Origin of the sequence: Xanthomonas hydrangeae (assembly GCF_032697525.1) — a bacterium.
GTDB classification, from domain to species: Bacteria; Pseudomonadota; Gammaproteobacteria; order Xanthomonadales; family Xanthomonadaceae; genus Xanthomonas; species Xanthomonas hydrangeae.
On sequence record NZ_CP103836.1, the window covers coordinates 1,995,029 to 2,020,525 of the forward strand.

17 protein-coding genes, 1 other RNA gene and 1 pseudogene are annotated in these 25,497 nt (G+C 64.1%); 14 read left to right on the forward strand and 5 right to left on the reverse strand.

Translation table 11 applies throughout. The features are described 5' to 3' along the window. Positions 1 to 128: 128 nt before the first annotated feature. On the reverse strand, positions 129 to 1,019 hold the full coding sequence (locus NYR97_RS08285) for a pirin family protein (protein ID WP_316697494.1): 891 nt from the start codon (positions 1,017 to 1,019) through the stop codon (positions 129 to 131). Positions 1,020 to 1,304: 285 nt separating this feature from the next. Here NYR97_RS08285 and NYR97_RS08290 point away from each other — a divergent pair, with 285 nt between their 5' ends. The 3 genes from NYR97_RS08290 to NYR97_RS08300 all read left to right on the forward strand — a co-directional run bounded on the left by NYR97_RS08290 (position 1,305) and on the right by NYR97_RS08300 (position 3,282). Further along, positions 1,305 to 1,649: a hypothetical protein gene (locus tag NYR97_RS08290; RefSeq protein ID WP_023901967.1), complete on the forward strand. Its 345-nt coding sequence runs from the start codon at positions 1,305 to 1,307 to the stop codon at positions 1,647 to 1,649. A 169-nt stretch (positions 1,650 to 1,818) separates the two neighbouring features. Continuing rightward, positions 1,819 to 1,894, forward strand: a non-coding RNA gene (locus NYR97_RS08295) — sX9 sRNA. A gap of 809 nt (positions 1,895 to 2,703) precedes the next feature. Next, entirely contained in the window at positions 2,704 to 3,282 is a 579-nt protein-coding gene (locus NYR97_RS08300; RefSeq protein WP_316697495.1) for a class I SAM-dependent methyltransferase, read from the forward strand. Positions 3,283 to 3,284: 2 nt separating this feature from the next. Here NYR97_RS08300 and NYR97_RS08305 read toward each other — a convergent pair whose 3' ends face one another. Next, positions 3,285 to 4,595 carry a DNA topoisomerase IB gene (locus tag NYR97_RS08305; protein WP_316698104.1) on the reverse strand — a complete coding sequence of 437 codons (1,311 nt, stop codon included), beginning with the start codon at positions 4,593 to 4,595 and terminating at the stop codon, positions 3,285 to 3,287. A gap of 59 nt (positions 4,596 to 4,654) precedes the next feature. Here NYR97_RS08305 and NYR97_RS08310 point away from each other — a divergent pair, with 59 nt between their 5' ends. The 4 genes from NYR97_RS08310 to NYR97_RS08325 all read left to right on the forward strand — a co-directional run bounded on the left by NYR97_RS08310 (position 4,655) and on the right by NYR97_RS08325 (position 13,115). Beyond that, positions 4,655 to 5,035: an I78 family peptidase inhibitor gene (locus tag NYR97_RS08310; protein ID WP_205393118.1), complete on the forward strand. Its 381-nt coding sequence runs from the start codon at positions 4,655 to 4,657 to the stop codon at positions 5,033 to 5,035. A 202-nt stretch (positions 5,036 to 5,237) separates the two neighbouring features. After that, the gene (gene gltB / locus NYR97_RS08315) at positions 5,238 to 9,710 is read left to right on the forward strand and encodes a glutamate synthase large subunit (RefSeq protein ID WP_316697496.1); all 4,473 of its coding nucleotides are present in this window, start codon (positions 5,238 to 5,240) and stop codon (positions 9,708 to 9,710) included. 124 nt (positions 9,711 to 9,834) lie between these two features. Continuing rightward, on the forward strand, positions 9,835 to 11,316 hold the full coding sequence (locus tag NYR97_RS08320; protein ID WP_006452227.1) for an FAD-dependent oxidoreductase: 1,482 nt from the start codon (positions 9,835 to 9,837) through the stop codon (positions 11,314 to 11,316). Between the two features lie 692 nt (positions 11,317 to 12,008). Further along, positions 12,009 to 13,115, forward strand: coding sequence for an acyltransferase family protein (locus tag NYR97_RS08325; protein ID WP_316697498.1), 1,107 nt, complete (start codon positions 12,009 to 12,011; stop codon positions 13,113 to 13,115). Between the two features lie 167 nt (positions 13,116 to 13,282). Here the strand turns inward: NYR97_RS08325 and NYR97_RS08330 are convergent, their stop codons facing one another. Continuing rightward, on the reverse strand, positions 13,283 to 14,341 hold the full coding sequence (locus NYR97_RS08330; RefSeq protein ID WP_316697499.1) for an NAD(P)-dependent alcohol dehydrogenase: 1,059 nt from the start codon (positions 14,339 to 14,341) through the stop codon (positions 13,283 to 13,285). A 308-nt stretch (positions 14,342 to 14,649) separates the two neighbouring features. On the opposite strand from NYR97_RS08330, the gene NYR97_RS08335 reads away from it, so the two are divergent. From NYR97_RS08335 to NYR97_RS08355, 6 genes and pseudogenes are all read left to right on the forward strand, one after another. Continuing rightward, complete coding sequence (locus NYR97_RS08335; protein WP_316697500.1) at positions 14,650 to 15,723, forward strand: glycoside hydrolase family 5 protein; 1,074 nt, start codon at positions 14,650 to 14,652, stop codon at positions 15,721 to 15,723. A 701-nt stretch (positions 15,724 to 16,424) separates the two neighbouring features. Further along, entirely contained in the window at positions 16,425 to 17,420 is a 996-nt protein-coding gene (locus tag NYR97_RS08340) for a glycoside hydrolase family 5 protein (protein ID WP_316698106.1), read from the forward strand. Between the two features lie 385 nt (positions 17,421 to 17,805). After that, the gene (locus NYR97_RS08345) at positions 17,806 to 18,867 is read left to right on the forward strand and encodes a glycoside hydrolase family 5 protein (RefSeq protein WP_316697502.1); all 1,062 of its coding nucleotides are present in this window, start codon (positions 17,806 to 17,808) and stop codon (positions 18,865 to 18,867) included. Between the two features lie 160 nt (positions 18,868 to 19,027). After that, a pseudogene (locus tag NYR97_RS22425) lies at positions 19,028 to 19,149 on the forward strand (IS30 family transposase); the annotation flags it as partial. A 409-nt stretch (positions 19,150 to 19,558) separates the two neighbouring features. Beyond that, on the forward strand, positions 19,559 to 20,617 hold the full coding sequence (locus NYR97_RS08350) for a glycoside hydrolase family 5 protein (protein ID WP_316698108.1): 1,059 nt from the start codon (positions 19,559 to 19,561) through the stop codon (positions 20,615 to 20,617). A 292-nt stretch (positions 20,618 to 20,909) separates the two neighbouring features. Further along, positions 20,910 to 21,359: a PepSY domain-containing protein gene (locus tag NYR97_RS08355; RefSeq protein ID WP_316697504.1), complete on the forward strand. Its 450-nt coding sequence runs from the start codon at positions 20,910 to 20,912 to the stop codon at positions 21,357 to 21,359. A gap of 194 nt (positions 21,360 to 21,553) precedes the next feature. Here the strand turns inward: NYR97_RS08355 and NYR97_RS08360 are convergent, their stop codons facing one another. Both NYR97_RS08360 and NYR97_RS08365 read right to left on the reverse strand, forming a co-directional pair. Next, complete coding sequence (locus NYR97_RS08360) at positions 21,554 to 23,347, reverse strand: M28 family metallopeptidase (RefSeq protein WP_425613049.1); 1,794 nt, start codon at positions 23,345 to 23,347, stop codon at positions 21,554 to 21,556. A gap of 58 nt (positions 23,348 to 23,405) precedes the next feature. Then, positions 23,406 to 24,062, reverse strand: a complete 657-nt coding sequence (locus NYR97_RS08365; protein WP_205393108.1) for a DUF4097 family beta strand repeat-containing protein — start codon at positions 24,060 to 24,062, stop codon at positions 23,406 to 23,408. A gap of 97 nt (positions 24,063 to 24,159) precedes the next feature. On the opposite strand from NYR97_RS08365, the gene NYR97_RS08370 reads away from it, so the two are divergent. Further along, positions 24,160 to 25,467 (forward strand): murein hydrolase activator EnvC family protein, encoded by a 1,308-nt coding sequence (locus tag NYR97_RS08370; protein WP_316697506.1) that lies wholly within the window; start codon positions 24,160 to 24,162, stop codon positions 25,465 to 25,467. The last annotated feature ends 30 nt before the right edge of the window (positions 25,468 to 25,497 follow it).

The window sequence follows — 25,497 nt, forward strand, 5'->3', positions numbered from 1 at the left end:
GGTCTGCGCGTGTGCGTTGCGCTTGCCGGTGATGTAGTGCTTCTCGGTGCGACATCGCGCAGACAGGCAGACAAGGCGCAGACGAAAGCGAAAACACTGGGCGGGCGTGTGTAGCGCCCGCCGCAGACTCAGGCCAGACGGCCCTGAGCGCGCAACTGCTCGCCGATGCGGCGTATTTCCGCCTCGCCTTGCGCCAGTGCGGCCTTGCTGGTGTGCACCGAGTAGTGGCCCATCACCAACTCATGCGGATGCTTGACCGCCGAGCCCAGCACGAAGGAGCTCGCACCCACCGACACCACCTCGATGGCCTGCTCGGCATCCTTGAACACCGCCATCTGGCCACTGCCGATGGTCTCGGCCGCTTCCAGCTGGCCGCCATGCACCGCGATCCAGGCCACGGCGTGGCCGGCCGGCGGCACATAGCGCCAGCGCTCGCCATCTTGCAGCTGCACGCTCAGGTAGGTCATGTCGGCCGGTGCCGGGATCCTGCTTTCCAGCGCACCGTAGCGGCCCAGCAGCACCCGCACCGGGCCGGCCACCGGCACATCGTCGGGCGACAGATACAGGCTCTGCGCCGGGGCGTTTTCTTCGGCGGCCGGCAGCGCAACCCACAGCTGAAAGCCCTTGGCCGAGGACTGGCCCACCGGCACACCGTCGTGCCATACGCCATTGCCGGAGCGCATCCATTCCACACCGCCGGTGGGCAGGGTGCCCTGCTTGCCGGTGCTGTCTTCGTAGCCGACTTCGCCTTCCATCAGATAGGTCAGCGTGGCGATGCCCGAATGCGGATGCATGCCCATCGGTGCGCCGCCGATCGACGGCTTGACGGTGAACAGGTCCAGGAACACGAACGGCTTGACCAGCTGGCCCAGGTCGCCCGGGCTCATCAACCGGGTGATCGGACCGCGGGTGGTGCCGCGGGTGCGGAACACCACCGGACGCGGCGGGGTAATGGCCTGCACGCCGGGCTCGCGCTGCGGCTGCTGGTCGGCGTAGACGGTGGCCAGTTGTGCGTTCATGACGGATCCCTTTGCGGTGGTGGAGCAAGCTGCCCCGGTGATGCAAAGCGTAGAGACGCGCCCATTGGTCGACTAGCCGGAAGATTTGTAGTGGAGTCGTCCAGATTTAGAAGTAATCACACGCTGCTGGACCAGCCGCGTCGAACGAGAACGCCTCAGCCCTGCGTCCCGGACCGCAGCAGGGCATGCCAGGCCTAGCACCGCGATGCGTGCGGCCGGCAGTCTTCATGCCACGCCAACAACGCGTTCTTCACGCTTGCGGCATTCTTCCGCTGGAGATCCTCGATGATCCGCACCCTCGCCCCGCTCGCTGCCGTGTTGCTGCTCTCGGCCTGTGCCTCCAACCAGCTCGTGCAGGTGCAGCCCATCGACGGGGTCATCTCCGGCCAGTGCCATATCGACAAGGTGCGTGGCGCGGTGGGCCTGGCCGCAGCGGCGCAGACCATCGAACGAGCGCGCGTGGACAGCGACAGCCTGCAGGTCAGCGTGCGTCGCGGCGAGCGCGCCACCGGCGGCACCACCGCCAGCGGCCTGGCCGATCCGGCCCAGGGTGCCAGCGACAGCGGTGGCGATCACCTCACCGTCGAGACCGGCCCGAACAACAACATCACCGCGATTTATTGCGGCTGAGCGTTGCCGTTGTCTTAGGCACATCCGCATTGCCGTGCATATGACAGCGACCGGAACGGGCACATGTAGGGTTGCCTGCATGTGCAGCGTCCAGTGCTAGAACACTTAGAGCGGCTAACAAAACTACTGCGCACCGGATAGGCGCGCGTGGCCGATGCTCGGAATCGGCATGTACCACTTTTACATTGCGGCTCCTCCGAGCCGTCCACGCACACCTGACGACTGCCCGCTACGTTTTGCTAGCCGCTCTTAGTCAGCGCCAGCGTCTTGCTCAACCCATCCCGCCGAGATCTGCGCTCACCGTGACATCGCTGTCGATGGTGGCGGCTTATTTCGCTCGGGCCGCTTTCCAGCGCCCACACCGCAACGCTCGATAATGGCACCAGACCATCGCGCACGTGCACACGAATAATCATTACCGGTTGTCCACAGAGCGCTAGACAGGTTGCGGTTCGGTATCGCCGCTGCTGGCGGTGCGCAATGTCTCGCGGATTTCCACGTTGCTTACCCCATGGCGCGGTCTGGCGGTCATTCGGACACCATGATGTCCGGCCCCTCAAAGCTTACGATGCGCACGCCAGACAACCCCGCTGCACGCAGCTCGTCTGCGCATGCGGTGACAGCCGTGTTGGGCGCGTGTCTTGGCAATCGCTGGTCAGGATCATTCGACACGCATTCGCCCGATCAACACCTGCCGCACTGCGCACCGATTGCAAACATGGCCTGATGCGTCGGCTGCCACGCAGGCTGGCGCCACTGTCTGTCGATCATCTGTGCGATGCAGGCATTTATGCAACCGCCGCGCGTTATATGCGGTCATCACCTGCACCGACGATCACGCATCGTTTTTTATCTGATGACAGCGCATTGCAGCGAAGCATTCGAATCGCCAGTGCACCAATGCTGATAAAAACCTGAACTATCGCCACCGATCTGCAGCCAAAACAGGTTCCGGACAGACTCTTGCTTTAGCCTTGTTTTTGCAACATCGCGCATCCTGCAGTGGTGCGCGCAGATGCAGCTTGGCCGAACTCTTTCAACGTTGTGAGGATAGATGGCACGTTCGTATATGACGTCGTTTTTTCGCGAATGGATCACCGCACCCTGCTCCGTTGCAGCGATACTTCCCTCCGGACGCGCCCTCGCCTCCATCATCACCTCCGAGCTGTCGGCGCGTACCGGTCGGGTTCTCGAACTCGGTCCTGGGACCGGTGTGTTTACCCAGGCGATGATCGACAAAGGCGTGCAGGAAAAGAACCTCGTTTTGCTCGAGTACAACGCCACCTTTTCTGCGTTGCTCACGCAGCGCTTCCCGCGCGCAAGCTTGCTGCAGATGGATGTCTGCGATCTTGAGTCGCTGCCTCGCATCAATGGCGCGTACGTCGATGCCGTGGTCTGCGGCCTTGGCTTGTTGAACATGCCGGCACACAAGGTGGCTGCGATTCTGCGCGGCGCCTTCCTGCAGCTGAAGCCTAGCGGGCGGCTGTATCTGTTTACCTCCGGAGTCAGGTGCTCGGTTCCGGCACAGATTCTCGACGCACTTGATCTGGAGGCCGTCAGGATCGGGCGCACGTACCGAAACGTTCCGCCTGCGACCACCTATCGCATCCAACGTCGCGCATGCACAGCGTAGCCTCACGCAGATTTTGCACGACGCAGGCGCGGCCCGACCGCCTTGCGAGGTTTGCTGCTCGGCTTGCGTTGCTTGCTGCGCGAGTCGGTCAGAAAGCGCAGCGTGGCCGCCTCCCATTGGCGCTCGCCGCGCACGCCGGTGGCCATGGCCTGCAGTTCGCCGGCGCGCCAGCCTTCGAACACGCACGGGTCGATGTAGGCCTTGCGACACACAGAGGGCGTGTTGCCCAGCGCATCGGCCACCTCGCGGATGACATCGTTCTGTACCTGGGTCAGCGCGCGTTCGCTCATGCGCTCGGGCAGCGGCAGGCGTGCCAGACGTTGCAGTGCGGCCAGCGTACCGCCCCAGGTGCGGAAATCCTTGGCGGTGAAATCCTCGCCCATCGCCTCGCGCAGATAGTCGTTGACCTCACCCGAATCCACTGGCTGCAGCTGGCCATCGTCGTCGCGGTACTGAAACAACGATTGCCCCGGCAATTGCTGGCATTGCCGGATCAGCTTGACCAGCTGCTTGTCGTCCACTTCGATCTCGTGATCCTGGCCGCTCTTGCCGCGGAACTTAAGCCGCGCACGTCCGCCGCGCAGAAATTCCATATGCCGGTTGCGCAAGGTGGTCAGGCCATAGGAACGATTGCTGCGCGCATATTCGGCATTGCCCACGCGTACCAGGGTGTCGGCCAGCAACGCCACCACGATCGCCAGCACCTTCTCGCGCGGAAATCCCGGCAATACCAGATCGCGGCGCAGCCGGCGGCGTAATTTGGGCAAGGCCTGGCCGAAGGCGATCACCCGTTCGAACTTGCCTTCGCCGCGCACCTGCGCCCACTCGGCGTGATAGCGGTATTGCTTGCGCCTGCGCGCATCGCGGCCGGTGGCCTGCAGATGGCCGTTGGGCTTGGCGCAGATCCACACCTCGGTATACGCCGGCGGAATGGCCAGTGCGCGGATGCGCTGCAAGGTATCGGCATCGGCTACGCGCTGCCCGTCGGCACTGCGATAACTGAAGCTCTTGCCGGCCCTGCGGCGGCTGATGCCGGGCTGTTGATCGTTGACATAGGTGAGCCCGGCCGCACGCGCGGTGGCCTTGGCCTGTGCAACCGCTGCCACGCTCGCCGCCGCAGCGGTGGCAGCCACCGCACTGGCGGCACTGGCGGCCACGCTGGCCAGCTTGCCGGCAGCGCTGGCGGTGGCTGCGGCATTGCGAAGAACACGTTTGGCTTTCATTGCGCACGGATCGAAGGACAGGCGCCGATTGTTGAGCCGGGCAGGACTAGGCAGCGTCAACGCTGCGACAACGCCATGTGGGCAAGCGATGCCCGTCGGCAGATTTTCTGCTTATGCTTGGGCCTCCCCCCACTGTGCTGGAGTCATCGATGCGCGCTGTCCTGCCTACTGCCCGCCTGGCCTGTACCTTGGTCGTGCTGGCGGCCTTGAGTGCCTGCGGCTCGCCGCAACCGGACGAGCAGGAAGCCGTCACCGCCAAGGCGCAGCAAGCGGCCGAACAAGCCGCAGCCCCCGCACCGGCCGCCGCTCCCGAGGCCCCGCCGATCGGCAGCTGCGATGCCACCCAGGTGCAGTCGCTGGTCGGTCAGGCCTTGACCGATGCAGTGAGCGAACAGGCCCGCAGCGATGCCGGCGCCAAGTCGGTGCGCGTGCTCAAACCCGGGCAGATGGTCACCATGGAGTTCAACGGCGAACGGCTCAATCTGGAAGTGGATGCCAAGAACCTGATCGCCTCGGTGCGCTGCGGCTGAGCACCGTCTGGCGCCTGTTGGCGAACGGGCGCCAAGCCAGCTGGCACAGGGCCTTGCGGCAGCCCTCGTTGCAGCTGTAACGGTGTATTGCGGCACCGCATCAACTGTGGTCTAGTCGATCATCCGGTGACCTCTTCGAAACGCTCCACGGATCGAGCGCTGCAACGTCGTCGCCGCTCTCCCAGATCGCAAAGAGGCAGACATGGCCCCCCGCACTCGCCAAGGGCTCAACGACTACGGTCTCTACAACAGCGCGCGCGACGAACGCGACGCCTGTGGTTTTGGCATGGTCGCCCAGTTGGACGACCAACCTTCCCGCTCGCTGGTGGACACCGCGATTGCGGCGCTCTCGCGCATGACTCACCGCGGCGGCGTGGCGGCCGACGGACTCACCGGCGATGGCTGCGGCTTGCTGATCCGCAAACCCGATGCGTTCTTGCGTGGGCTGGCGCGCGATGCCGGTATCACCCTGGGCACGCGTTACGCGGCCGGTGTGGTGTTCCTGCCGCTGGACGAGAGCGATGCCGCGCGATGTCGTGCCGAACTGGAAACCCAGTTGCATACCGCCGGCGTGCACTTTCGCGGTTGGCGCGTGGTGCCCACCGACGACAGCGTGTGCGGGCAGCTGGCGCGCGACACCTTGCCGCGTATCGAGCAGCTATTCGTCGATGCCGGCGCAGAACAGAGCGAAGACGGCTTCACCCTGGCGCTGTTCCTGGCGCGCCGGCGCGCCGAGCAGGCGCTGCGCGAGGTAGACAACTTCTACGTCACCACCTTGTCGCCCAATGGCATCAGCTACAAGGGCATGGTGCTGCCGGACAAGCTGAGCACGTTCTATCCGGACCTGCAGCGCAGCGATCTGTCGTCCAGTGCGATTGTCTTCCACCAGCGCTTTTCCACCAACACGCTGCCGCGCTGGCCGCTGGCGCACCCGTTCCGACTGCTCGCGCATAACGGCGAAATCAACACCATCGAAGGCAACCGCCGCTGGGCGCAGGCGCGCAGCAAGGTGTGGCAGACCCCGCGCTTCGACATCGCCGAGTTCGACCCGGTGATCTCCATGCATGGCTCCGATTCGCAGAGCCTGGACAACATGCTCGAGCTGCTGGTCGCCGGTGGCATGGACCTGCTGCAGGCGCTGCGCATCCTGGTGCCGCCGGCGACCCAATCGCTGGAGTTCAAGGACGCCGATCTGGCCGCGTTCTACGAGTTCTACGGTTTGAACACCGAACCGTGGGACGGCCCGGCCGGCATCGTCGCCTGCGATGGCCGCTATGCGGCCTGCATGCTCGATCGCAACGGGCTGCGCCCGGCGCGCTGGATGCTGACCTCCGACCGCCATTTCCTGGTGGCCTCCGAGGCCGGTGTGTGGGAACTGCCCGCCGAGCGCATCACCCGCAAGGGCAAGCTTGGCCCGGGCGAGATGATGGCCATCGATCTCAAGCGCGGCGACCTGCTCGATTCGGATGCCATCGACCGCATCAACCGTGCGCGCGCGCCGTACAAGCAATGGCTGCAGCAGGGCGTGACCTATCTGCAGACCGAGCTGATCGACCCCTCGCTGGTGGAAGAACCCTTCAACGAGCAGACCCTGCGCAGCTACCACAAGCTGTTCCAGCTCAGCACCGAGGAAGTGGAGCAGATCCTGCGCCCGCTGGCCGAGACCGAGCAGGAAGCCACCGGCTCGATGGGCGACGACACCCCGATGGCGGTGCTCAGCCGCCAGACCCGGCCGCTGTACGACTACTTCCGCCAGGCCTTCGCGCAGGTCACCAACCCGCCGATCGACCCGCTGCGCGAAGGCATCGCGATGTCGCTCACCACCCAGCTCGGCAAGGAGACCAACATCTTCCATGCCGGCGCGGAGACGGTGAACCACGTCATCCTCAACTCGCCGGTACTCAGCCAGCGCAAGCTGCGCCAGCTGCTGAAGATGGAGCAGTACGTCGAGCGCAATCGCCTGATCGACCTGTCCTACAGCGTGGAAGAAGGCCTCAAGGCCGGCCTGGAACGCATCTGCCAGGAAGCCGAGGCCGCCGCGCGCGCCGGTGCGGTGATGCTGCTGCTGTCCGATCGCTACCCGGTCCCGGACCGGCCGATGGCGCATGCGCTGCTGGCCACCGGCGCGGTGCATCACCACCTGTGCAAGGTGGGGCTGCGCTGCGACGCCAACCTCATCATCGAAACCGGCACCGCGCGCGACCCGCACCACATGGCCTGCCTGCTCGGCTTCGGCGCCACTGCGGTGTACCCGTATCTGGCCTACCAGACGCTGTTCGACCTGGGCCGGCGCGGCATCCTGCAGCTGAGCAAGGGCGGCGAGCAGTCGCAGATCGGCCGCCGCTATCGCAAGGGCATCTACAAGGGCCTGTCCAAGATCATCTCCAAGATGGGCATCTGCACGATCGCCAGTTATCGCGGCGCGCAGTTGTTCGAGATCGTGGGGCTGGACCCGGACGTGGTGGAGCTGTGCTTTGCGCAGACGCCGGCACGCATCGGCGGCGTCAATCTGGCGCGGCTGGACACCGAGGCGCGCGAGCTCACCGCACGCGCCTGGAACGACCAGCTCAAGCCGGAAGTGGGCGGCCTGCTCAAGTACGTGCACGGCGGCGAGTACCACATGTACAACCCCGACGTGGTCATGACGCTGCAGCGCGCCACCCGCACCGGCGATGCCGGCGACTGGCAGAAATATGTGGATGCGGTGCATTCGCGCCCGGCCTCCACGCTGCGCGACCTGGTCCAGCTCAAGCGCGCCGACACGCCGACTCCGCTGGACGAGGTCGCCCCCGCGGCCGATGTGCTGCGTCGCTTCGACACCGCTGCGATCAGCCTGGGCGCGTTGTCGCCCGAGGCGCACGAAGCACTGGCCATTGCGATGAACCGCCTGGGCGGGCGCAGCAACTCCGGCGAAGGCGGCGAAGACCCGGCCCGCTACGGCACCGAGAAGCGCTCCAAGATCAAGCAGGTGGCCTCCGGCCGCTTCGGCGTCACGCCGGAATACCTGGTCAATGCCGAGGTGTTGCAGATCAAGGTCGCGCAGGGCGCCAAGCCCGGCGAAGGCGGCCAGCTGCCCGGCCACAAGGTCAACGAACTGATTGCGCGGCTGCGTTACGCCAAGCCCGGCATCGGCCTGATCTCGCCGCCGCCACATCACGATATCTATTCCATCGAGGATCTGGCCCAGCTGATCTACGACCTCAAGCAGGTCAACCCGACTGCGCTGGTGTCGGTGAAGCTGGTCGCGCATGCCGGCGTCGGCACCATTGCCGCCGGCGTGGTCAAGGCCGGCGCCGACCTGATCACCGTGTCCGGCCACGACGGCGGCACCGGCGCCAGCCCGATCAGCTCGATCCGCTACGCCGGCGTGCCGTGGGAACTGGGCGTGGCCGAATCGCACCAGGCGCTGGTGGCCAACGACCTGCGCGAGCGCACCATCCTGCAGACCGATGGCGGCCTGAAGACCGGCCTGGACGTGGTCAAGGCCGCGCTGCTGGGCGCCGACAGCTTCGGCTTTGGCACCGCGCCGATGATCGTGCTGGGCTGCAAGTACCTGCGCATCTGCCACCTCAACAACTGCGCCACCGGCGTGGCCACCCAGGACGAGCGCCTGCGTGCGAACTACTTCACCGGCTTGCCGGAGCGCGTGGAGCATTTCTTCCGCCTGCTGGCCGAGGAAGTGCGCCAGTGGCTGTCCTACCTGGGCGTGCGCTCGCTGGACGAGATCGTCGGCCGCACCGACCTGCTCGAACAGCTGGAGGTCTCGCCACGTGCCGGGGTCAAGGTCGATCTGTCGCGCCTGCTCACGCATGCGCAGTACGACGGCAGCCATTGCGCGGCCCAGCGTCTGTACGAATCGCCCGACAGCCTGGCCACGCAGATGGATGGCCTGCTGGCCAACGCGATCGCCAACAAGACCGGCGGCGACCATCGCTTCCTGATCCACAACACCGACCGCTCGATCGGCGCGCGCCTGTCCGGCGCCATCGCGCGCGCGCACGGCAACCACGGCATGAGCGATGCGCCGTTGAACCTGCGCTTCCGCGGCACCGCCGGGCAGAGCTTCGGCGCATTCAACGCCGGTGGCCTGCAGCTGGAGCTGGAAGGCGAAGCCAACGACTACGTCGGCAAGGGCATGGCCGGCGGCCGGCTGGTGGTGCGCCCGCCGCGTGGTGCGCGCTTCGAGGCGCGTAGCACGCCGATCGTGGGCAACACCTGCCTGTACGGCGCCACCGGCGGCGAGCTGTTCGCGGCCGGCCGCGCCGGCGAGCGCTTTGCGGTGCGCAATTCCGGCGCACTGGCGGTGGTGGAAGGCGCAGGCGACCACTGCTGCGAATACATGACCGACGGCGTGGTGCTGGTGCTGGGCAAGGTGGGCCTGAACTTCGGCGCCGGCTTCACTGGCGGCCTGGCCTACGTGCTGGATATCGAACGCGACTTCGTGGACCGCTACAACCACGAGCTGATCGACATCCACCGCGTCTCCGCCGAGGGCTTCGAGAACCATCGCCAGCATCTGCACACCCTTATCAGCCGCCACCGCGAGCTGACCGGCAGCATCTGGGCGCAGCAGATCCTGGACGAGTTCCGCGACTACATCGGCAAGTTCTGGCTGGTCAAACCCAAGGCCGCCAGCATCGAGTCGCTCACTGAGTCGCTGCGGCGCGCCGCCTGAGTGCTTCCCTCTCCCTGTAACGGGAGAGGGTTTGGGGATGCGGCGCTGACGCTCCGTACCCTCATCCGCCCCTTCGGGGCACCTTCTCCCGGTGGGAGAAGGGAATCAGCAACGGATTTCTTTTATGAGCCGCAAGCAAGCCTTCCAATTCCTCGACCTGCCCCGGACCATGCCCACGCGCATTCCGGTGGAGCTGCGTACGTCCGGCGACTGGGGCGAGCTGTACGGCAAGTTCGACAAGGCCGACGCGCAGTACCAGTCCGGTCGCTGTCTGGACTGCGGCAATCCGTATTGCAGCTGGAAATGCCCGGTGCACAACGCCATTCCGCAGTGGCTGCAGCTGGTGCAGGAAAACCGCATTGAAGAAGCCGCCGCGCTGTGCCATTCCACCAACCCGCTGCCGGAAGTGTGCGGGCGGGTGTGTCCGCAGGACCGCCTGTGCGAAGGCAGCTGCACGCTGGAGGAATTCGGCGCGGTCACCATCGGTGCGGTGGAAAAATACATCGTCGATACCGCCTTCAAGATGGGCTGGCGCCCTGACCTGGGCAACGTGCAGCCGACCGGCTGGCGGGTGGCGGTGATCGGCGCCGGCCCGGCCGGCCTGTCGTGTGCGGACCGGCTGGTGCGCGCCGGCATCGAAGCGGTGGTCTACGACCGCTACGAGCAGATCGGCGGGCTGCTGCAGTTCGGCATTCCCAGCTTCAAGCTGGACAAGTCGGTGATCGGCAAACGCCGCGAAATCCTCGAAGGCATGGGCGTGCAGTTCCGCCTTGGCGTGGAAGTGGGCCGCGACGTCAGCATCGAGCAGTTGCTGGGCGAATTCGACGCGGTCTTCCTCGGCACCGGCGCCTATCGCTACACCGATGGCGGCCTGCCCGGGCAGGACCTGAAGAACGTGCTGCCGGCGCTGCCGTTCCTGGTGCAGAACAGCCGCATCGTCAGCGGCAACGATCCGCACGGCCGGCCGATCGCCGGCTGGGAAGACCAGATGGCGCTGCCCGATCTCAACGGCAAGCGCGTGGTGGTGCTGGGCGGCGGCGACACCGGCATGGACTGCGTGCGCAGCGCCATCCGCCTGGGTGCGGCCAAGGTCACCTGCGCGTACCGCCGCGACGAGGCCAGCATGCCGGGCTCGGCACGCGAAGTGGCCAACGCGCGCGAGGAAGGCGTGCGCTTCCTGTTCAACCGTCAGCCGCTGTCGATCGAATCCGGCGCCGACGACGAAGCCATTGGCGTCACCGTGGTGGAGACCAGGCTCGGCGAGCCCGATGCCAGCGGCCGTCGCAATGCGGTACCGGTGGAAGGCAGCGAATCGCTGCTGGAAGCGGACGTGGTGATCATCGCCTTCGGCTTCTCGCCGACCGTACCGGACTGGCTGGCATCGCAGGGCGTGGAAGCCGGCAGCAACGGCCGTATCGTCGCACCGGCCGACGACAACGGCCGCCTGCCCTATCAGACCAGCAACCCGCGGCTGTTCGCCGGTGGCGACTGCGTGCGCGGCGCCGACTTGGTGGTGACCGCGGTGGCCGAAGGCCGCGATGCGGCCGGCAGCATCGTGCAGCTGCTCGGCGTCAAGGCGCAGGTCAAGGAACCGGCTGCGGCCTGAGTGATTGCCAGCGGTGGGCGATGCGCCCAACGCTGGTGCAGACTCGCGTGCGGGCAACCCGCACGCTGCGTGAGCGGCTACGCCCGCGTGACGCACCGCGATGCAATGCATCCACGGCGACACGCAACGGGCATCGCATCCGGCAAGGTCGCGCCTCGTCCGACCCGGAACGCTCGACGACCAATCCCCCTGTCTTTCGCGATCGGCACTTCGCTCACAGCGATCGTGCAGCGTTTGCTGCTGCGTGCGGTGATTTGTCCTGCTGCCGATCAGGCTGACGCTGGCAGCGCGCGTAGACCACAACGCAACACCGCAACGCCGCCTACCGCTGAGCACGCGCTCCACCGCATCTCGGCAACTGCAGACTCAAGCGGCCATCGACCGTGCAAGGCGCCCGCACCCACGCATGACCTTGCCATCAGCGCATACGCAGGCCTGCATCTATCTGCAGCCTCGACGATTGCACGCGTCAAACAAGTGTGATCTAAGTCACACATAAGCCGTCCCCGCATCATGCAGCCCAGCCACCCTCACTGACACGCGGAACGCTCTGCGCTTACCCGGATGTCCTCGGCAACGACGGTATCCGCCTCCTCCCACGCGTGGACAACACCGCCGTGGAATCCAGACCTGATTCGTGTCGTCGCACACCGCGGCGGCAAAGCCGTGGGCCCCACCGAAGGAGCAACCTCATGACGTACCAAACCATTACCGGCAACCATAAACGCGATGATTGGGTGGACTGGCTGCGCGGTGCCAGCGTACTGATGGTGATCGTCCTGCACGCCTATGGCTTCGCTTTCGACGCCTATCCCGAGCTACGCAGCGGCGCAGCCGGAGAAAGCAGCACGCTGATGCTGTCGATCGAACGTATCAACCGCTCGCTGGCCCCATTGCGCATGCAGCTGATGTTCCTGCTCTCGGGCTTGTTCGTGGCGCGTGGGCTGGACAAGGGGATCGCGACCTACTTCAGCGGCAAGCTGCGGCACGTGTTGTATCCCTATCTGATCTGGTCGCTGCTGATCTTCGGCTTGCGCGAGGCAGGCTCGGTGCTGGCCAAGGCCGAACCCATCGCCTGGCTGGACCTGGGCAGGATCGCAGTGGGCAACGTGGCACTGACCTGGTTTCTGTTCTACCTGTTCGTGTTTCTCGCAGTGATCCCACTGCTGCGTCGGCTGCCGGCCCCGTTGGTGCTGGCAGCGACCCTGCTGGGCTCGGTGTGCCTGGGCCCATTGCTGCGCCAGGGGGCCGACCCGTTTTATTACTTCGCGTTCTTCTACATCGGCACGCTGCTGGCCGGTCGCGTGCCGGCACTGCTGCAGCAGGCACCGCGCTGGATCTGGCCACTGTCGTGCCTGAGCCTGTGCGCCATCGTGCTGATCGCCAATCTCACCGCGTTGCACGGTATCTGGATCGGCTACCTGCCGCTGGTGGTGATCGCGCTGCCGCTGGTGATCGCTGCAGCAATCTGGGCAAACCAGCAACCGGCCGCGCAGGCGATCCGCTATGTGGGCCGCAACTCGGTGGTGTTCTATCTGACCCACTTCCCGCCGTTCATCGTGCTGGCCTATCTGCTGCCGCGCTGGATCCACGATGGGTCGCTGCTGTTCTTCGCCTTGTTGGGCACCGGCGTGCTGGCGCCCACCCTGCTGTGCCTGCTGCGTACGCCGGGCCGCCTGCCCGCGCTGAACCTGCTGTTCTCCGCACCCATGCTGGTGCGCACCACACGCCCCGCGACGCCGCTGGTGTCGCCCTATCCGGCGCAGGACGACAGGGTTGCCGCTGCGCAGGGCGCCTGACCTGGTTGATCGCATCGCGGTCCGGCGATACTTGCAGCCGGTGGCCGGTGTCATCCGGCAGCAGCGTGGACGCGGTCACTGCCGGGTCCACGCTGCATTCGATCACGCAGGCGCCTGACGTGCAGCCCTGTTGCAGGGCTGCATCGATTGCCGGGCGCGCTGGGGGATCAGGCCGCCTTGTCCAGCGTGGCCATGTCGATCACGAAGCGATACTTCACATCGCTCTTGAGCATGCGCTCGTAGGCCTCGTTGATCTGGTCGGCGCGAATCGTTTCGATGTCCGAGACGATGTTGTGCTTGGCGCAGAAATCCAGCATCTCCTGGGTCTGGCGGATGCCGCCGATCAACGAACCGGCCAGCGTGCGGCGCTTCATGATCAGATTGAACACGCTCGGCGAAGGGTGCGAGTGCTCGGGCACGCCGACCAGCACCATCGCCCCGTCGCGCTTGAGCGCAGCCAGGAACGGGTCCAGGTTGTGCGGCGCGGCCACGGTGTTGAGGATGAAATCCAGTGTGTTGGCTTGCGCGGCCATCTGCGCCTCGTCCCTGGAGATCACCACCTCGCTGGCACCCAGACGCAACGCATCGGCGCGCTTGCTCTCGGAGGTGGTGAACAGCACCACGGTGGCACCCATCGCCTTGGCGATCTTCACTGCCATGTGGCCCAGGCCACCCAGGCCGACCACGCCCACTTTCTGGCCGGGACCGACCTTCCAATGCGCCAGCGGCGAATAGGTGGTGATGCCGGCGCACAGCAGCGGCGCCACGGCGGCCAGGTTGTCGCTGTGCGAGATGCGCAGCACGTATTTCTGATCGACCACGATGTGGTCCGAGTAACCGCCGTAGGTGTTCTCGCCGCCGCCGAACATCGGCCCGTTGTAGGTGCCGGTGAAGCCCTGCTCGCAATACTGTTCTTCGCCTTCCTGGCAGGACGCGCAGCTGCGACAGCTGTCGACCATGCAGCCGACACCGGCCAGGTCGCCGACCTTGAAGCCGGTGACCGCATCGCCAACGGCCGTCACACGGCCGACGATCTCGTGGCCGGGCACCGACGGGTACAGCGTGTTGTGCCACTCGTTGCGTGCGGTATGCAGATCCGAGTGACACACGCCGCAATAGGCGATGTCGATCTGTACATCGTCGGGGCCGGGTGCGCGCCGTTCGAACACGAACGGTGCAAGCGGCTGATCGGCGGTCTGGGCGGCGTAAGCGTGGGCTTTGCTCATTGGGATAAAGACTCCGGGCGTTGCGTCCCCCGCAACAAGTACAGGAGACAAAAGTAAGCGGGCTCTAGATTAAAACAAGCGCCTGTCGCACTCCTGTGACAGTGCGTCTTGCCTGTCGCGTTGCGAACGCCACCGCAGCGGCGAGATGCGTCTTGCAGGCGTTTGCGCGATCAAATCGCTGCAGTAGGCGTGAATGGCGCACTAACGCCAAAGCTTCTACGCTGACCAACCACCATCCTGCCCTGCACCATCCCTGCTGGCCGTGCCCTCCCCCTGCGGCCACTCACGTCGATGCCGAAGGAGGCTTCATGTTTCGCTCTCCCGCACATTTCCCCTCGTTACGCAGTGCCGCACTCGCACTGACGTTGCTCGCCGCAATGCCGTTGGCGCAGGCAAAAGAGCCCGCCGCTGCGAAAAAAGAATCTGCCGGCCTGAAATATGTCGGTGTCAATCTCTCCGGCGCCGAGTTCAACTCGCGCAAGAAGCCGGGCACCTTGTACAAGGACTACACCTATCCGGCCGCGTCGGATTTCAGTTACTTCGCCGGCAAAGGCATGAATACGATCCGCTTGCCGTTCCTGTGGGAACGCCTGCAGCCACAGCTCAGCGGCGATCTAGATCCGGCGCAGTTGGCGCTACTGAAGAAATCGGTGGCTGCGGCCAAGGCCAACAAGCAATACCTGATCCTGGATGTGCACAACTACGCCAAGTACAACGGCAAGCGCATCGGCACCAGCGATGTGCCCGCCGCCGCAGTGGCGGATCTGTGGCGCCGGCTGGCGGTGGAATTCAAGGACGACACCTCGGTGATCTTCGGGCTGATGAATGAGCCCAACGGGATTTCCGCAACCGACTGGGCAGCAGCGGCGCAAGGCGCAATCAACGCGATCCGCAAGACCGGCGCCAAGAATCTGATCCTGGTGCCGGGCACCGCCTACAGCGGCGCGCACAGCTGGCGCAGTTCCAACTATGGCGGTTCCAATGCCAAGGCGCTGGAGATCCTCAAGGACCCAGGCAACAACCTGGCCTTCGAGGCGCATCAATATCTGGACAGCGACTACAGCGGCACCAAGCCGGTGTGCACCAGCGCCACGGTTGGCGAAGAGAAGTTGCGCGGCTTCACCGCATGGCTGCGCGAGAACAAGCAGAAAGGCTTTCTGGGCGAATTCGGCACCGCCAACAATCCGGTCTGCGACCAGGCGCTGGAAGGCATGCTGACCTACATGGAAAAGAACAGCGACGTGTGGCTGGGCTGGACCTGGTGGGCCGCCGGTGCATGGTGGAAGCCGGACTACTTCTTTACCGTGCAGCCGGGCAAGGATGGCAGCGACAAGCCGCAGATCTCGATCCTGAGCAAGTACGCACGCCGCGCCACCAAGTAACACTCGCCGGTCTGTTCGAATGCGGTGGTCGCAGCAGGATGCTGCGGTCACCGTTTTTTTTGTCGTGCATGTATGACATGCGCTATGCCGAAGCATCGAGTGTGCGGGCGCTGGCATCACAGCGCTACGCGCAAATGCGCGGTGGCCCCGCAATCGGGCCACGCGTCGTGCAGGATCCGCAGTGATGGAGTGTTGCCGCAATCACGACGCAGCGCACAAACCTCACATGCACTACATCGCAAGTGCCGACGTTCCGTTAGCGCACCAGGTGAGTTTTATACGTGCAATTGCGATCTGCGTTGATGCAAGGCACGCCACTGCATCGATGTGCAGTGTTGTAATCGCAAGACAACCTGCAACGTCACTCCATCTCGAATGCTCAGCAGGCGATACAGGGTTGCCGCACAGAGTGCGACCTGTGTGCTGAGATGACGATCGCGCGGCGCGCGCTTTACCACATCAAAGCACGTGTATGTTTGGCAATAAGTGCCAAGTCGCTCACAGCTCCAATTAAGTGATATCTCGCATTCGTAGTTTGAATGTACGGATGCGCCTAGGGTGTAGGTGTTGCATTGTCGTCATGCACGTGGCAGGTCCACGCCAGTGCAATGCATCTCCCCCCGCGAATGCTTCAGGAGTCACCCATGTTGCCCTCTCCCCCCCGGACACGCCGGCTGCTTAGCTGCGCGTTCTCATTACTGCTGCTTGTCATCATGCCGCTTGCACATGCACAGAGCGGCAATCGCCTGAAGTATGCCGGCGTCAATCTCTCTGGCGCAGAAATCAAATCCTCGCAAAAACCCGGCGTGCTCAACGTCGACTACCTGTATCCGGCTGCCAGCGATTACCGCTACTTCGCCGGCAAACACATGAACACCATTCGGCTACCCATCCTGTGGGAGCGCCTGCAACCCAAGGCTGGCGGTGAACTGGATGCGGCGCAATTGGCACTGATCCGGCAGGCGGTCGCCAATGCAAAGACCGCCAAGGTCTATCTGATTCTGGATGTGCACAACTACGCCAAGTACTACGGCAACAAGATCGGCAGCAGCCGCGTGCCGATCAGCACCTTTACCGATTTGTGGCGTCGTCTGGCGATCGCCTTCAAGAACGACAACGCGGTGATCTTCGGGCTGATGAATGAGCCTTACGACATCAATCCGCAATCCTGGGCCACCGCAGCACAAGCATCGATCGACACCATCCGCAAAACCGGCGCCAACAATCTGATTCTGGTTCCCGGTGCGCTGTGGAGCGGCGCGCACAGTTGGTATTCCACCGTCGCCGGGCAATCCAATGCCGTGGCACTGGCATCCATTCGCGACCCGCTCAATCGCTACGCCATCGAAGTGCATCAATACCTGGATACCGACTCTAGCGGTACCAGCGCCGGTTGCGTCAGCAGCACCGTCGGTGCCGAACGTCTGCGCAGTTTTACCCAGTGGTTGCGCCTGAATCACAAACGCGGATTTTTGGGCGAATTCGGCACCGGCAACAACGCGACCTGCAACAGCGCACTCAACAATATGTTGGGGTACATGGAAACCAACAGCGATGTGTGGATCGGCTGGACCTGGTGGGCAGCCGGTGCATGGTGGAACCGGACCTATCCATTCAACGTGCAGCCCGATGCGCAGGGACGCGACAAGCCACAGATGACGATCCTGAGCGCCCGCGCGCAGCGTATCGCCCGCTAACAGCGGCACCTCGCATCCGTCTGCAAACCACGCCTCGCATGCGCTGAGCATGCGGGCGCAACCGTGCACGGCGCCAATGAATCGGCGTCATGCAGTTGGCAGCAGACGCATCCATACGACGTTCTTTCGACAGCACACCGTCCGCGCTGACCGTGTGCCGAAGCGTGCGCGACCGCTTTTTTCTGCCGCGCGTTACAGCGTGCTGGTGCGGAGTGTGACCCCGGCGAATTGTGACTGGGAGTGAGCTCGCACATTTACTTAACGCTCAGTGTGCTGCGCGATCGGGCACAGCCAATGCATTAAGTCCTACCGATGCAGCGCACTTGGCGCAAATCGCACGCAACCGGCTGCGACGCATCGTCCCCGTCGTTCAAGGAGTTGCTTTATGTCTTCTGTTTCCTGCTCGCTGCGCAGCGTTGTTCGCTGTGCACTGCTTCTCATCCTGCTTGGCGTCTTGCCGCAGGTTCATGCGCAGACACGCGCACTCACCTACGCCGGAGTCAATCTTTCCGGTGCCGAGTTTGCATCGTCGAAAAAGCCGGGAGTCCTCAACAAGGACTATATGTACGCGCCTGCCAGCGATTACACCTATTTCGCGGGCGTTGGCATGAATACGATCCGCCTGCCCATTTTGTGGGAGCGCCTGCAACCCAGCGCACGTGGCGAGCTGGATCCGGCTCAATTGGCATTGGTGCAGCAGGCAGTGGCCCGCGCCAAGGCATCGGGCATGTATCTGGTGCTGGATATCCATAACTATGCCAAATACTACGGTTATAAAATAGGCACTGCTGAAGTTCCGATTGCGACCTTCAGCGATTTATGGCGCCGCCTTGCGCTGGTGTTCAAAAACGATAACGCGGTGATTTTCGGGCTGATGAACGAGCCCAATGGGGTATCGGCAGGTGGCTGGGCTGCCGCTGCACAGGCAGGCATCGACAGCATTCGGGCCACCGGTGCAAACAATTTGATTCTGGTCCCCGGCGTGTTATGGACCGGCGCGCATAGTTGGTACTCGCCCACCAGCGATGGGTATTCCAACGCCACCGCGCTGACCTCCATCTACGACCCACTCAACCACTACGCGTTCGAAGTGCATCAGTACCTGGATGCCAATTCCAGCGGCACCAGCAATGTCTGCGTCAGTGCCACCGTCGGCGCCGATCGGCTACGCAGTTTCACCGAGTGGTTGCGCCTCAATCAAAAACGCGGTTTTCTGGGCGAATTCGGCACCGGCAACAATGCCGGTTGCAATGCAGCGCTGCAGGGCGTGCTCGAGTATATGGAAACCAATGCAGATGTCTGGCTGGGCTGGACCTGGTGGGCTGCCGGTTCATGGTGGAACGTGAGTTACGAATACAGCGTGCATCCCAACAAGGATGGAACCGACAAGCCGCAGATGTCGATCCTGTCGCCACAGGCGACCCATGCGACACGCTTCAGCCCTTGATGTGATGTGATCTCGCCATGATCCAATCGAGCCGCCGCAAGGCGGCTCTTTTGTGTGCGTCATCGCAACATGCGGTTACACAGCTTGGACTCGATATCCAAGTGCAACACCCTCATTGCAATTTGAAAAATCTCTCGTCACCTGCCTGACGCCGGGGACGAAGGTATTTCAGTTGGTGCGTGATCCTCGGTGCTATGGCGCTGGTTGCCCTAGCAGATTGCTGCCAAGCCCGCGTGCATGCATCCGGATGATCCTGCCCAGCGCGTCAGCCACAAAGCCGTGCAAAGCGGATCGCTTAGTTAATAAATGTCTGCGGTAAAACATAGACGACAAAGGGAAACACTTATGCGTTCGCTGCGCGTGTCACTGCATTGTTACGTCAGTGATCCGACGCCGGACCGTTGACAGCAAGCGCGTCCATACGATGGTATTTCGACACAGCTTTGCACGCATCCCGGCTTCAAAAGCCTGCGCTGCCGCATTCCACGCCTCACGCTATAACGCGCTGATTCGAAAAGTGACCTATGCGATATATGACTGCGCATCATTCCCACATTTACTTCAAGGTTAATGTTCCCGAAGTTCGGTACGGCAGATGCATTAAAGACGACGGATGCAGCGCATTTCGCGCAGGTCGCAGGTACAGAAGGGTGCTGCGACGCATCTTCCCCGTCGTCTAAGGAGTTGCTTTATGTCTGCCGTTTCTCACTCGCTTCGCAACCTTGTCCGTTGCGCCCTGCTGTTCCTCCTGATCGGCACGTTGCCGCTCGCCCACGCAAGAACGCGCGTACTGAAATACGCCGGCGTCAATCTCTCAGGCGCAGAATTCGCGTCTTCCAAAAAGCCGGGAATCCTCAACAAGGACTATATGTATCCGGCAACAAGCGATTACACCTATTTCGCAGGTGTAGGCATGAATACCATCCGTCTTCCCATCCTGTGGGAGCGCCTGCAACCGAGTGCGCGCGGCGAATTGGATCCGGCGCAACTGGCATTGGTGCAACAGGCGGTGGCACGCGCCAAGGCATCGGGCATGTATCTGGTGCTGGACATCCACAACTACGCCAAATACAACGGCTACAAGATCGACAGCAGCGACGTGCAAAACGCCACGTTCGCCGATTTATGGCGGCGTCTTGCGCTGGTGTTCCGCAACGACAATGCCGTGATCTTCGGCCTGATGAACGAGCCCAATGGCGTGTCTGCCAGCGGATGGGCCGGTAGCGCCCAGGCGGCGATCGACGCCATCCGCGCCACCGGTGCCAACAATTTGATCCTGGTCCCAGGCGTTCTCTGGACCGGTGCGCACAGTTGGTCCTCGCTCACAAGCGATGGCTATTCCAATGCCACCGCGCTGGCGTCCATCTACGATCCCCTCAACAACTACGCGTTCGAGGTGCATCAGTATCTGGACGCAGATTCCAGCGGCACGACCAACGTGTGCGTCAATTCCAGCATCGGTGCCGATCGTCTGCGCAGCTTCACCGAGTGGCTACGCGCCAATCACAAGCGCGGTTTCCTTGGCGAATTCGGCAGTGCCAGCAACAAGACCTGTAATAGTGCGCTGTATGGCATGCTCAAGTATATGCAGAGAAACGACGATGTCTGGTTGGGCTGGACGTGGTGGGCCGCAGGTGCTTGGTGGGGCTCCTACGCGTATACCCTACAGCCGAACAAGGACGGCACCGACCGGCCGCAGATGTCGATCCTGTCCCCGTGGGCAGCGGGCATCACACGCGTCACACCTTGATGTGATCGGATCGAGCCGCCGCAAGGCGGCTCGATTTTATGCGTCCGTCCGGGCTATGCATCGTTCTGGCTCCTGTGCGAATCGCAGCGCAACCATCCCAATCGCGTCATCGACGACCTCGCACATGACTGCAGCCACGTCCTGCAGAAGGTAAACATCACGTGCAAGGCGAATGAAGACCGGTGCAAACATTTCAGCTGCCTGAACTCGTACCACCGCGACGTCGGTTTTTTCACCCGCTGGCGATGACGGCGCGTCCAGCATGGGCTCACTTCACTGCAGGAGCAGTCTCATGGCACATCAATTGATGAAGACCGCGCTGATCGGCGCACTCGCGCTGGCATCGCATGGCGCATTTGCTCAAGCCGCTGCCGATAAGCCGGCCAAGGCGCTGACATCCGCCGAAGTCACCAGCATGCTCACCAGCAAGGGTTACACCAAGGTGCACGACGTCAAGTTCGAGCACGGAGTGTGGACCGCCGATGCGCGCAGCGGCGATGGCAAGGATGTGGATGTGCGCATCGACCCGGTGACCGGGCGCGTGTACGGCGACCAGACCACCTCCAAGTTGAGCGAGGCCGATATCCGCGCGGCGTTATCGACCAACGGCTATTCCAACGTGCACGACCTCAAGTTCAAGGACGGCCTATGGAAGGCCGACGCCGAGCAGCGTGGCGGGCAGAAGGTCGACCTGCACATCGATCCGGAAGATGGGCACGTGGTCAGCGCGGACAACGACTGATCCATCACCGACGCAATCGCGTGGTGGTGTTTGAGCACGTTAGCCGGGCAGCACTGCAGCACTGAACAGGGCTTCCAACTGGAGGCCCTGTTGATTGACACCGCAGGCTGCGCGCCGGCCTTGTTGTCACACGCAATCGATCGCAACGCGACTCCACACATGCGTGCTTGAGGCCGTGCGCGCACTCGGTGTACTCAATGCGCCGGCGCTCCCTGCTTGCGATCGGCCTGTTTGCCATCAGCAGCAGAAGCAGGTGCCTGCGGATCCGCACCCGGCTTGCCGACCATCATGCGGTCGCGCGCGGCCTTGAATGGATTGCCGGCATACCAGTTGGGCCAACGCTCGCCGGCGGCGACTTCCTTGCCCACGCCGTACACGGCCTGCAGATCTTCGAGGGTGCCATCGAGTTTCCAGGTGGCCGCATCGTACTGATCGCCAGGGGCATGGTAGCGATTGCGCCCATAGTCTTCGGCGGCTGCACGTCCGGCAGCGGTGCCGCCCTCGCGCAGGTCTTCGCCGCCATCGGCGTACAGCGCCGGCACACCGGCCTTGGCGAAGTTGAAATGATCCGAGCGAAAATACGAGCCGCTCTGCGGCGTAGCCTCGGCGTGCAACGTGCGGCCCTGCATCGCGGCGATCGGCTTGAGAATGTCTTCCAGCTCCGAGCTGCCCATGCCTACCACGGTGACATCGCGCGCGCGCCCGGCCACCGACATCGCATCCAGGTTGATCACCGCAGCGATCTTGTCCAGCGGGAAACTCGGATTGGCCACGTAATACTTGGATCCGAGCAAACCGGATTCCTCCAGCGTCACTGCCACAAACACCACCGAGCGCGCCGGCTTGGGGTCCTGATGCGCGAAGGCATCGGCGATTTCCAGAATGCCGGCCACGCCGGTCGCGTTGTCCACCGCGCCGTTGTAGATGTTGTCGCCGCTCTCGCCCGGATGCTTGCCCAGGTGATCCCAATGCGCCATGTACAGCACCGCCTCATCGGCGTGGCTGCTGCCCGGCAGCACGCCGACCACATTGCGCGAGGTCTTTTCGGCGATGGTGCTCTTCAGGTCCACCGACCAGCTGGCCTTCAACGGCACCGGCTTGAAGCCGCGCTTGCTGGCGTCCTTGTAGGCCTGCGCCAGGTCCAGGCCGGCGTTGGCGAACAACTGCTTGGCGGTCTCGGCGCTGATCCAGCCCTGCACCGGCAGGCGCGGGTCGGTGTCGTCCTTGGCCGGCAGGTCGTATTGCGGGCCGGCCCAGGAATTCTTCACCACATCCCAGCCGTAGCTGGCGCCGGGCGTGTCGTGCACGATCAACGCGGCAGCCGCACCCTTGCGCGCGGCTTCTTCGAACTTGTAGGTCCAGCGCCCGTAGTACGTCATGCGCTTGCCGTCGAACAGCTTGGCATCGCCGGTGTGGAAGCCGGGGTCGTTGACGAACATCACCACCGTCTTGCCCTTCCAATCCTGGCCGGCGTAATCGTTCCACTGCTGCTCGGGTGCATCCACGCCGTAGCCGACGAACACTAGCTCGCTGTTGTCCAGCTTGACCTCGGCCTGGCCGGTGCGCGTGCCCACCACGATGTCGGTGCCGAAGGCCAGCGCGCGCGTCTGATCGCCGCTGCGCAGGCTGGGTGCGGTGGCTGCATCGGCGGTGGTTTCCACCATCGGCACGTCCTGGAACCAGCTATCGCCATTGCCCGGCTGCAGCCCGATGCGCTGCATCTGGTCGCGGATATAGGTGACGGTCTTCTCTTCGCCCGCTGTGCCCGGACCGCGCCCTTCGAAATCGTCCGAGGCCAGTGTCTTGACCAACTCGGCGAAGTCGCCGGTCGTCATCTCCGGCGAGAACGCGTGCCGGCTGACCGGTGCGCTGGGTGCGGTATCGGCCGGGGTCTGCGCGCTGGGCGCGGCAGGTGCGTCGGCGGGCTCACGTTTGCAGCCGGCCAGGGCCAGCGTCGCGGCCAGGCACAACAGGATCTTGCGGGGCATCGGGACTCCTCGTGCGGCGAAGGTCCCCCGATTCTAGGCGTTGACTGTGGTGAGCGCGTCAGTCCTTGGGCGCCACGTCGCTGTCGAAACTGCGCGCAGTGGCGCCGGTGACCGCGCCGATCCTGGCGGTGCGATGCACATACAGGTTGACCTCGCGCTCGAACTGCAGCTGCCCATCCACCACCGCATTGGGGCCGATCACCACCCGCGGCTTGCGCGACGGCTTGAACGAAAGACTGAAATTGGGCTTAGTGACCTCGATCCCGCCATGCACATGCGAGCCCACTCCCACGGTGATATCGCCATTGACGGTCTCGATGCCCTTGCCGAGCTCGGTTTCCACCAGACCGATGCTGCCGTTGACGGTTTCCACGCCGCCGCTGATCTGGCTGCCGCGCTCCACCAGAATGCTGCCGTTGACCGTCTCCAGCCCGCCGGACACCACCACTTTCTGGCCCAGGCCGATCGCACCATTGACGGTGGACACGCCACCGGTGCGCGCGCGCTCGCCAATCTGGATGCTGCCGTTGACCGTTTCCACGCTCTTGGTCTGCGCACCGGCACCGATTTCGATGGAGCCGTTGACGGTGTCCAGGGCGCCATAGGATTGGCCGGCCTCGGCGCTGATGCGGCCGTTGACCTTGCTGATGTCCTCGTTGGCCCAGGCGCTCGTGCAGACCAGGGACACCATCAGGAGAAGATGCTGGGACTTCATGCTGAACCTCGCGCGGCGGCGGCTATCTGGGGCGTGGCGGCGATCACACCATGCTTGGCTACAATCGCGCACCTGCCTGAAGTCACTGGACCGTTCGTTGCCCCCTTCGCCCGCACCGCGCTCGCGCCCGCCGCTTGCCCCCGCCACCGGCCGCTCACGCGCGTGGCTGGCGGCGGCCATGCTGGCTTGCACACTGCTCGGCAGCGCCGGTGCAAGCGCGCAAAGCCAGCGCGAGGCCGAGCGCAAACTGCAGCAGCTGCGCGATGAATTGAAGACCATCACTGCCGACCGGCGCGAACTGGAAGGCAAGCGCGGCACCGCCGCCCAGCAACTGCGCCAGGCCGATGAAAAGGTGGCCAAGACCGCACGTGCATTGAGCGAGACCGAATCGGCGATGCGCGAACAGGAGCAGCACCTGAGCAAACTGCAGCAGGATCGCGCGCAGTTGCAGCGCGGCCTGCAGACCCAGCGCGTGCAGTTGGCAGCATTGTTGCGCGCAACCGATCAGCTCGGCCGCAACGCGCCGTTGAAGGTGCTGTTGTCGCAAGACACGGTCGGCGATGCCACGCGCCGGCTGGCCGACCATCGCTACGTGCAGAACGCGCGCGCGCAGCGCATCCAGGCACTGACCACGCAGCTGGAGGCCTTGGCGAAAGTGGAACAGGACATCGCCAGCCGACGCCAGGCACTGGATAGCGCGCGTGCGCAGCAAAAAGCGCAAGCCTCTTCGCTGCAGAAGGATCGCTCGCAGCAGGCGGTCACCGTCGCCCAGCTGGACGATCGCTACAAACAGCGCGCCGAACGCGAAAAAGCCCTGGGCCAGGACGCCAAGTCGCTGGAGCAGCTGCTCGCCAATCTGCGCGCGGCCGCCGCCAAGGCCGAAGCCGAACGCCGCGCGGCTGCCAAACGCGCCGCTGCCGAAGCGGCCGCGCAGGCAAAGCGCGCCAAAACCGATCGCACCGATCGTCCCGACCGGCCGGGCAAGACGCCGCCCAAGGTCATCGCCAGCGCGCCGGCCCCCAAGGTCGGTGGGCTGAGCTGGCCGGTGTCGGGCAACCTGCTGGCCCGCTTCAACGCCACCTTGCCGGACGGCCATACCAGCAAGGGCGTGCTGATCGGCGCACCCAAGGGCAGCACCGTCAGCGCCGTGGCCGATGGCACGGTGGTGTTCTCCGACTGGATGACCGGCTACGGCATGATCCTGATCGTGGACCATGGCAACGGCTACATGAGCCTGTACGCGCACAACGACACGCTGTTGCGCGATGCCGGCGCATCGATCAAGCGCGGCGAGGCGGTGGCCAAGGTCGGCAGCTCGGGCGGGCAGGGCGTGCCGGCGTTGTACTTCGAACTGCGTCGCAATGGGCAGCCGGTGGATCCGTCGAGCTGGTTGCAGCGGCGCTGAGTGCAGGTGCGGTGAGCCGCGCTGCCGCGT

Coding starts and splice junctions, on each gene's coding strand:
- NYR97_RS08325 (WP_316697498.1), top strand. CDS start 12,009: ATGACGTACCAAACCATTACCGGCAACCATAAACGCGATGATTGGGTG.
- NYR97_RS08330 (WP_316697499.1), bottom strand. CDS start 14,341: ATGAGCAAAGCCCACGCTTACGCCGCCCAGACCGCCGATCAGCCGCTT.
- NYR97_RS08355 (WP_316697504.1), top strand. CDS start 20,910: ATGGCACATCAATTGATGAAGACCGCGCTGATCGGCGCACTCGCGCTG.
- NYR97_RS08300 (WP_316697495.1), top strand. CDS start 2,704: ATGGCACGTTCGTATATGACGTCGTTTTTTCGCGAATGGATCACCGCA.
- gltB (WP_316697496.1), top strand. CDS start 5,238: ATGGCCCCCCGCACTCGCCAAGGGCTCAACGACTACGGTCTCTACAAC.
- NYR97_RS08285 (WP_316697494.1), bottom strand. CDS start 1,019: ATGAACGCACAACTGGCCACCGTCTACGCCGACCAGCAGCCGCAGCGC.
- NYR97_RS08365 (WP_205393108.1), bottom strand. CDS start 24,062: ATGAAGTCCCAGCATCTTCTCCTGATGGTGTCCCTGGTCTGCACGAGC.
- NYR97_RS08360 (WP_425613049.1), bottom strand. CDS start 23,347: ATGCCCCGCAAGATCCTGTTGTGCCTGGCCGCGACGCTGGCCCTGGCC.
- NYR97_RS08335 (WP_316697500.1), top strand. CDS start 14,650: ATGTTTCGCTCTCCCGCACATTTCCCCTCGTTACGCAGTGCCGCACTC.
- NYR97_RS08350 (WP_316698108.1), top strand. CDS start 19,559: ATGTCTGCCGTTTCTCACTCGCTTCGCAACCTTGTCCGTTGCGCCCTG.
- NYR97_RS08320 (WP_006452227.1), top strand. CDS start 9,835: ATGAGCCGCAAGCAAGCCTTCCAATTCCTCGACCTGCCCCGGACCATG.
- NYR97_RS08290 (WP_023901967.1), top strand. CDS start 1,305: ATGATCCGCACCCTCGCCCCGCTCGCTGCCGTGTTGCTGCTCTCGGCC.
- NYR97_RS08310 (WP_205393118.1), top strand. CDS start 4,655: ATGCGCGCTGTCCTGCCTACTGCCCGCCTGGCCTGTACCTTGGTCGTG.
- NYR97_RS08345 (WP_316697502.1), top strand. CDS start 17,806: ATGTCTTCTGTTTCCTGCTCGCTGCGCAGCGTTGTTCGCTGTGCACTG.